Origin of the sequence: Pueribacillus sp. YX66 (assembly GCF_041725775.1) — a bacterium.
Classification (GTDB): Bacteria; Bacillota; Bacilli; order Bacillales; family UBA6769; genus Pueribacillus.
Window position 1 is genome coordinate 38,276 of record NZ_JBEUEL010000024.1, and the last position, 8,661, is coordinate 46,936.

At 36.5% G+C, this 8,661-nt stretch carries 9 protein-coding genes; 5 read left to right on the forward strand and 4 right to left on the reverse strand.

From position 1 onward, the window contains the following. The first annotated feature begins 28 nt into the window (after nucleotides 1-28). From ABU914_RS11145 to ABU914_RS11160, 4 genes are all read left to right on the forward strand, one after another. Nucleotides 29-856 carry a MotA/TolQ/ExbB proton channel family protein gene (locus ABU914_RS11145; protein WP_379669806.1) on the forward strand — a complete coding sequence of 276 codons (828 nt, stop codon included), beginning with the start codon at nucleotides 29-31 and terminating at the stop codon, nucleotides 854-856. Then, the gene (locus ABU914_RS11150) at nucleotides 837-1,541 is read left to right on the forward strand and encodes an OmpA family protein (RefSeq protein WP_379669807.1); all 705 of its coding nucleotides are present in this window, start codon (nucleotides 837-839) and stop codon (nucleotides 1,539-1,541) included. Before ABU914_RS11145 ends, ABU914_RS11150 begins: the two co-directional genes overlap by 20 nt. Before the next feature lie 370 nt (nucleotides 1,542-1,911). Beyond that, a complete protein-coding gene (locus ABU914_RS11155; RefSeq protein WP_379669808.1) occupies nucleotides 1,912-2,421 on the forward strand; it encodes a spore coat protein in 510 nt (169 codons plus the stop codon). A 419-nt stretch (nucleotides 2,422-2,840) separates the two neighbouring features. Continuing rightward, nucleotides 2,841-3,218 (forward strand): PH domain-containing protein, encoded by a 378-nt coding sequence (locus ABU914_RS11160; RefSeq protein ID WP_379669816.1) that lies wholly within the window; start codon nucleotides 2,841-2,843, stop codon nucleotides 3,216-3,218. 103 nt (nucleotides 3,219-3,321) lie between these two features. On the opposite strand, the gene ahpF is transcribed toward ABU914_RS11160, so the two are convergent. The 4 genes from ahpF to ABU914_RS11180 form a co-directional block, all read right to left on the reverse strand. Further along, nucleotides 3,322-4,848 (reverse strand): alkyl hydroperoxide reductase subunit F, encoded by a 1,527-nt coding sequence (gene ahpF / locus ABU914_RS11165; RefSeq protein ID WP_379669809.1) that lies wholly within the window; start codon nucleotides 4,846-4,848, stop codon nucleotides 3,322-3,324. Between the two features lie 28 nt (nucleotides 4,849-4,876). Continuing rightward, nucleotides 4,877-5,440 (reverse strand): alkyl hydroperoxide reductase subunit C, encoded by a 564-nt coding sequence (gene ahpC, locus ABU914_RS11170; protein WP_379669810.1) that lies wholly within the window; start codon nucleotides 5,438-5,440, stop codon nucleotides 4,877-4,879. A gap of 547 nt (nucleotides 5,441-5,987) precedes the next feature. Further along, nucleotides 5,988-6,473 carry an OsmC family protein gene (locus tag ABU914_RS11175; protein ID WP_379669811.1) on the reverse strand — a complete coding sequence of 162 codons (486 nt, stop codon included), beginning with the start codon at nucleotides 6,471-6,473 and terminating at the stop codon, nucleotides 5,988-5,990. Between the two features lie 107 nt (nucleotides 6,474-6,580). Then, nucleotides 6,581-7,210 carry a Crp/Fnr family transcriptional regulator gene (locus ABU914_RS11180; protein WP_379669812.1) on the reverse strand — a complete coding sequence of 210 codons (630 nt, stop codon included), beginning with the start codon at nucleotides 7,208-7,210 and terminating at the stop codon, nucleotides 6,581-6,583. A gap of 1,050 nt (nucleotides 7,211-8,260) precedes the next feature. On the opposite strand from ABU914_RS11180, the gene ABU914_RS11185 reads away from it, so the two are divergent. After that, the coding region (locus ABU914_RS11185) for a helix-turn-helix domain-containing protein (protein WP_379669813.1) at nucleotides 8,261-8,661 on the forward strand (401 nt) is incomplete at its 3' end.

Here is an 8,661-nt window from a genome sequence, read left to right on the forward strand (position 1 = left end):
TTTTCCTATCTCAGAAAGAAGGTGCAACATGTTTAGAAAAGATATATTAACCCCCATTGGTATTTTGTTAGGAGTTGCGGTAATATTTTTAGCGATTTATTTTGCGGGTGGATATGATGGCGTTCTTGTATTTATTAGTTTATCATCCTTTTTCATCGTTGTTGGCGGTTTATTTGCTTCGTTATTTGTTGGATTCGGGGCCAATGAAATAAAAAACATGTTTAAAGTATTACATACGACATTCCGTCGCAAAGAAATTCCAATTCAAGATTTTATTAATACGCTCGTCCATTTATCGCGGACGTCAAGAACAGATGGGATCGTCGTCGGGCTAGAAAAAGAAATGGAACGAACGGCAGATCCGTTTATAAAAAGAGGGCTTCGCCTCGTCATTGATGGATACGACGAAGACATGATTCGAAAAATCATGAACATGGATATTGACGCGATGCGAAAACGACATGCACGTGGTCAGCAGATGATTACAAAAGCTGGCGAACTTTCTCCCGCATGGGGAATGGTAGGGACAATCATCGGTCTTGTTCTCATGTTGCAACAATTAAATAACCCTCATGAGCTCGGTCCAGCGATTGCGATTGCATTAATTACAACATTTTATGGTGTGTTGCTTGCTAACCTCGTCTTCAATCCGATTGCAAATAAATTGCAGTTACTAACAGAAGAAGAAGTATTTTTGAAAGAAGTCATTATCGATGCGTTAATTAGCATTAGTAATGAAGAAGGACCTGCTATGCTAAGAGACAAGCTCCATCTGTTTCTTACAGAAAGTGTCTATGATTCGATTGTGGCTGAAGGAACAATAGGAGACGATCCACATGAAGAAAGACAAGTTTGAGTTGAAAAAAAATCATCAGCCTTGGCTCATTACATTCGCTGATATGTTACTTGTCATCCTCGTCCTTTTCGTTCTTCTCTACTCCTATTCTGAAACCGATGTAGAGAAGTTTAAATCTGTCATGGGTTCGTTTCAAAAACACTCGATGATGGACGAAGGTTCGAATGGCGGAGAGGGCGCAATTGTACCAAAAGATTTAGAAGAACAATTTGCAGAAATGCTTGAACGCGAAGAAAATATTCAAGAGATTTTAAATTACGTCGATACGTATGCAACTGAACATAAACTTGAAGATAAACTGACGGTGACACCGACAGAAAAAGGGATTGAAGTCGTTCTTCCGGAAGTGATGTTATTCCCATCTGGTCAAGCTGAATTACTTGATGAAGCAATTGCATTTTTAGATGATATGGCGCCATTATTAGCGGACATTTCAAATTCAATCGAAGTTGAAGGACATACTGACAACCGCCCCATCTCAACCGTACGTTTTCCGTCCAATTGGGACTTATCAACAGCACGTGCGAACGAGGTCATTCGTTATTTAGTTGAAACGCATGAATTGCAACCCGAACGATTTAAAGCGGTCGGATACGGTGAATACGAACCCATTGCTTCAAACAAAACAGAAGAAGGCAAGAGCAAAAATCGTCGCGTTGTTATGGTGATTACAAACGATAACTAAAACAAGCTTAAAAGAGATTTTTCGTTATACTGCGAAAAATCTCTTTTTTTTTCCGTTTTTTACACAATGATGCAAGTCTATGTAAACATTTAAGATACGCTCACTGCTATCCTGTTATTCTGGTTGCCACTTCATCGTTTTAAAAGATCAAACGAATATACTTCTCTTGTAACACTGGTCGTTAGCTTTCTATTTTTGTTCGTCACAGGCACATCTCATTGCTAGTATGGCAAACGGTCATTATGCAAAACAAAAACAGTAGCAATAAAAACATAAACTTCCATATTCGTGAACTTATTAAAAATAGGTCATTCACCCAATTTCTTTCGTTGAATACAGTATTATGACAATTTTTCGAGGGGGAATGACAATGGAAGCAAATTATGTCCAAGCGAAACGTCAACATCTTGCTTGGCACGAAACATTAGAAATACATGAATTAGTCGCCTTTCAATCAAACGGACTGATGAGGTTGAAACAAGCGTACCGCTCTATTCATGATGCACAATTAAAAAATGTATATCGGCATGCTATAAGAGGGCTAAGTAAAAACATCACAGAATTACTAACGTTTTACCCGTTAGCTCCACAAGCCGAAGAACGATCAGCGAACAAACAGGAAGCTATCATACCGTTCTATGCTGGTGACTTGTTAGGTCTTGCAAAAACATCTGTGCGAAATTATGCAATTGCAATTACAGAAACAGCAACACCCGCCTTACGTCAAATACTGACAAAACAACTGCTTCGAGCTATCGACACCCACGCCCGAGTCTTTCGCTACATGCATGCAAAAAGCTTTTATCCTGCATATCACTTGCAAAAACTTCTTCAAAATGACGTCAACCTCGCAAACAAATCTTTAGATTATAAGTTTTAAAACCAGGCTATTCTGGTTTTTATTTTACAAGAACCTTCATGCGCGAAATATGATGATTTTTGGAAAATACACTTTGCTAATTCGACAAAACTGATATAGTATGATTTTAAGTAAAAATTTGGATCGCTTCGGACTAAAAGTACAGTGAACAGTTAAAACCTCAAAATCAAACCTACAGCTAAAAAACAACCTAAATGAGCATCACTTTCCCACACTCGCGGTTAAACGAAGTGAGAGATGATTGAACTCTAATTACAAAAAGTGCCAAACATTGAAACAACTTCACAAAAATACCCATATATGACGATCAAGAAGGAGCAAACTCAAAGCTAGATGGGCTGTCAGTAGACACTTTTTAAAAATCATTTATAAATAAACTGTCAGATGAGAACAAATTATCCTGAAAAGGGGATAATGACATCGGATTATTTGACGGATTATTAGGTAATGCATCGAATGTGAACAAAGAGGAAGTCAAAAAAGAATTAAAACCGATTTTAACGGAACAAGAAGAAGTCGAAACAGCTTTTAAACTTATTCGTGACTTAATCGCATTCACTGATAAACGATTAACTCTCGTCGACAAGCAAGGCTTAACGGGGAAAAAAGTCGAATATCATTCATATCCTTACAAAAGCATTTCCCATTTCAGCGTTGAAACCGCTGGCCGTTTTAATTTTGATGCAGAGTTAAAAGTTTGGATATCGAGTGCTGAAAACCCAGCAATTGACAAGCAATTTCATAAAGATGATAGCATTTATGATATCCAAAAAATACTAGCAACTGTTTGTACGTAAGTTACACCATAGTTAACAATTTATATGAGCGAATATCACAAATTCGCACTCCTACTTAAAAAAGCTACAATGACTTCATACGTTTTGTCATTGTAGCTTTTTATTAATTTCGAATTAAATGATCGAATGCACCTAAAGCTGCTGTTGCACCTGATCCCATGGAAATAATGATTTGTTTATAAGCTGTATCCGCACAGTCACCTGCAGCAAATACGCCTGGCAGACTTGTCGCACCATTTTTATCTATAATAATCTCACCAAAGCGGTTTCGTTCGACTGTACCTTCTAACCACTCCGTGTTCGGAACGAGACCAATTTGTACAAATACACCTTCTAATTCGATATGGTGTTCTTCCTCCGTTGCTCTATCGATATATGTGATACCGTTTACTTTATCCGTACCCGTAATTTCCTTCGTTTGAGCATTTTTAATAACCGTCACGTTAGGCAGTTTGTATAGAGACTCTTGTAGAACTTCGTCAGCTTTTAATTCTGGCATAAATTCAATTACAGTGACGTGCTTAACAATCCCTGCCAAATCAATCGCTGCTTCAATCCCAGAGTTTCCACCACCGATAACGGCAACATGTTTTCCTTCAAAAATTGGCCCGTCACAGTGTGGACAGTAAGCTACACCTTTATTTTTGAACTCTTTTTCACCTGGTACCCCTACATTGCGCCAGCGAGCACCGGTTGAAAGAATAACTGTTTTACTTTTCAGAACGGCTCCATTTTCTAATTCAACTTCAAAAAGAGCCTTTTTTTCTAAACGTTTCGCACGCTGTAAATTCATAATGTCAACGTCATATTCTTTTACATGTTCTTCAAGACTAGCAGCAAGTTTTGGACCTTCTGTATGCTTTACGCTAATGAAATTTTCAATACCAAGTGTATCCATAATTTGTCCACCAAAACGCTCTGCAATAATACCTGTGCGCACACCTTTCCGTGCTGCGTAAATGGCTGCACTTGCACCAGCAGGTCCACCGCCAACAACGAGAACATCGAATGGATCTTTATTTTCAAATTCTGATGCATCAGGAGCATTACCTAGCTTTGCGAGAATTTCTTCTACGGACATACGTCCATTTCCAAACACTTCTCCGTTAAGGTAGATTGTTGGGACACCCATAACATCCTTACTTTCAGCTTCTTCTTTGAACACCGCTCCGTCAATCATCGTATGAGAAATGTTCGGGTTTAGCACACTCATGACGTTTAATGCTTGTACAACGACTGGACAGTTGTGGCAAGACAAGCTCACATATGTTTCAAAGTGATAATCACCTTCAAGGTTTTTGATTTGGTCAATCACATTTTGATCCACTTTAGGAGCTCTACCACTTACTTGCAACAGAGCTAAAACAAGTGACGTAAACTCTTCACCGAGCGGGACACCAGCAAAAACGATGCCGGTGTCTTCATCCATTCGGTTTACACTAAAGCTAGGTGTTCTTTCAAGTTCAGTATTCTCAACTTTAATCTTTGATGAAAGTGTAGCGAGTTCATCAATAAGAGATAGCATATCTTTAGATACTTTATCAGTACCCGCACTCACTTTAAGGAGCACATCTCCCTCCATCATTTCAAGATACTGGGAGAGCTGCGCTTTTAAATCTGCATCTAACATGAGTTACCAACTCCTTGAATACTATCTCTTAAATTTTACCTACTAAATCAAGGCTAGGCTTAAGAGTTTCTCCGCCTTCCTCCCATTTTGCAGGACAAACTTCACCCGGATTGTTTCGTACATATTGAGCTGCCTTAATTTTATTAACAAGAATACTTGCATCACGACCAATGCCTTCCGCATTAATTTCAACCGCTTGAATAACACCGTCTGGATCGATAATGAATGTACCGCGGTTCGCGAGCCCAGACTCTTCATCAAGAACGTCGAACATACGAGTGAGCTTTTGCGCAGGATCTCCGATCATTGTATATTCAATCTTACTGATTGCTTCTGAAGTGTCATGCCATGCTTTATGTGTAAAGTGTGTATCTGTTGAACATGAGTACGCTTCAACTCCAAGTTCTTTTAATGTTGCATATTCATTTTGAAGGTCTTCTAGTTCAGTTGGGCAAACAAAAGTAAAGTCTGCTGGGTAAAAAACAAGCACACTCCACTTGCCTTTAAAATCTTCTTCCGTTACCTCGACAAACTCACCTTGACGAAATGCTTGAAGCGTAAATGGTTCTACTTCTTTTCCGATTAGTGACATAAGTATCTTTCCTCCTAAATAATCATTTGTTATTTTATATCAACATCATAATATAGTTATTATAATGTTGTAATTATTATTATATAGATATTTTTATTTAATTCAAGTTTAATGCCTAAATAAATTTGAACGTTGTATGAAAAGCATTTCTTATACATATTGTAATATAAATGAATCATAGTATAATATCTATATTTAATGTAATAGAACGTCTTCAATCATTTCAATACATATTCACTTCTATTTTTCTCTTCAAAGACAATATTTAAACCTTATGTTACCTTTTATTTCTTAAAAAATACAGTCTAATATTTTCAATTGATTTAGAAGTAATTGAGAATGCCAGGAAATGTAGTCGCTATTTCTTTTTTGCAATACATGAAAAAAGAGACTAATATGAAATAGATTTAATTTTGACTTTATCTAAAATTGATGAACGCATATCCTGAATTAAGAGCCCAGATTAATACATTTCTTGAAATGCAAAAAGCTGAACCAAAGGTCTATCAGCCCCATATGATTCAGCTTCTTTACATTATTAATTTAATTAAACAAGTTGTACACTTGCTTTAAGACTCGTAAGGACAGGTGATTTACCAAGTGCAGTTTCAGCAATCTGCCGAACTTCTTCCTCAGATCCGGAGGTGACAGCATTAAGTTTAATTTTTGGATTAATAATGCCACCATTCCCTTCTTCAAGACCTAAAAATACAGCGACATTTAAATCTGCTTCAATTTCTGCTTCTACTTGCTTCAACGTAATACGTGCCTGTGTTGCCAGCACTTCAAATGTAATAATAAAGCAACTTAATGCAGCGGCAATTAAGTTTTCCACTGGGTTACTTCCTTTATCCGTCCCGCCCAATGGCTCCGGCTCATCGGTAATAAATGGAACAAACTCTCTAATTCTTACTTCGTTTTTCACACCGTCGAGCCATTTCGCACTTGCATACCATTTTCTTAATTTCAACTGTGGATCTTTCTGGATAGCTTGAACTGTTTCTTCCACTTTTGACAGATTGATACCGTTCATTATTATGTTCCTCCTTAACGTTGATACGTCCATCATATCAGCGTATAAAATTTGAGGATGTAATCTAGCTTACATGATTTGATGAAAGACATAGGACATTTGGAGAATTAGTCTTTCTTCACCAGAAGAGTTTGATTTCTTTGAATTAACTCTCCTTCATTCAAAAGTTTATTTATTAAAAACGTGACTGTTTCTCTTGTCGAACCAATCATTCCTGCTAAATCTTTATGGGTTAAAAATAAAGGGATTTCATAATAGGTTTTTGCTGAATCCTCATTCTTAATTGCAAGTTTTTTCAGCGTGAACAATAATCTTTCCTCTACTTTTCCATAAGCTACTTGCTGTAATATATCAAATGTCTCTTCTAACTTATTCGCTGTATAACGTAAAAGTTGTAAAGCAACCTCAGAAGAAGATTTAATCATCTGCTTCACTTCTTTTTTTGGAAGCACCACTGCTCTAACCGGTGTCATTGCTCTAACAAAACGTTGAGGTTCACGCTCCGAAATAAATTCAATTAATCCGATACACTCGCCTTTACTTGCTATATCAATGACACATTCCTTTCCGTCTGGATGGAGTTGAAAAATTTGCGCTGTTCCTTTCAATATGACATAGATCGCACTCTCACCAGGCGAAAGCATATATTCACCTTTTTCATATAGATGAGCTTCTTGATTCATCCAGTGCTTCGTTTTTTCTTCCGGTAATAATCGAGTTAACGTCGTAAAGTCCATCTAATACCCACCCTCTTATATTGTTCTTTCTCTATAATATTAAATACGAATAAAAATGAGAGGAACTAATTTCTTTTATCATTTTACAAAAAGTGTAAATTAATCCGCTTGTTTTAGGTTATTGGGCATTCTCCTTGATTTTACCTCATTAAATTCCACATTTTTGAAAAAATGCTTTTAAATAAAATGGATCCCGTTGCAAGAGCAAACCCTATGTTGACAAAGTCTTTTACTTGTAGGCCTTTTTTCGTTCTTCATCTTAAATAATTTATGCTTTAATCTTCATTCATCTTTTCATCAGTTACATCTTCTTCACTTTTTCTTCGTTATGTTTAGTTTCGCTTATGGAAAAGCAAAAGCTGAACGCAAAAATAAAGCTGAATGAACAGAAGGATATACAAATACTGAAAATATCCGCGGTATAAAAATTGAAAAGGTGCGCACGCTCCGCACGTATTTCTTAAACTATTAGGATTACATTAGAGATGAGGAGCTTTGGTGGCAATCGAATCCAATCGAAAAGTATTTCAAATAAAAAAGCGAGGCATGTATAGGAATAAAGAAAACCCAGAAAATTAAAATAATACGGTCAGATAATGATTCTCAAAATAGAATCCATAAAGTGAAGCAAACTGTTCGTAATTTTCTATGGATACGCCAACCATAACTCCATCAATTGGAGAAAAAAAGTTCAATAAGCTTAGAGACAGCTAACTCTTCAATGATAGGAAAATGATTATTTAAAATAGTTTCCTATTCCCCTTAATTCGTTACGGTTTGTTTGCTTTTTAGAATTTTACGAATTCCACTTAGGATAGCAATCGATAGCGCGATAGAGGGAAAATAAAGTTATGTTATACAAAACCGAGAAAAGCTCTAACCGATAAAATATAATTAACAGTTTTAGATAAATAAGATTTTACACTTCTTATTTGGAAGGGGCTGAAAATCCCCCCTTCTTACCCAACCAATTCTATTAAAATACATCTCCATCACTGGTATATTCAATAGTAGAACAACTATGGTAGTGGTGATGGAGGTTTTAGAAAGGTGGACAAGTTTGAAGTGTATATTCAGATTCGTCAATTATTAGAACAGGGATTTACAAAAACTTCTATAGCAAAAAAATTAGGAATTTCAAGACCTACACTGTATCGCTATTTAGATAAAAGTCCAAAAGAAATGGCTGAATGGATTGATTCTACTAAAACAAGAAAGAAAAAACTTGATCCGTATAAAAAGTTAATATTGTCTTGGCTTCGAGAACATCCAGACATGAAAGCTTCTCAGGTCGAAGATTGGTTGAAAGAGAGATTCCCAGAATTAGAAGTGTCTGAAAGTACCGTTAGGTCCTACGTTAGAAATCTTCGTAAGGAATATAACATCCCTAAAGATATTATTAAGAAACGTGATTATGAGGCTATTCCTGATCCAGAGATGGGAAAACAAGT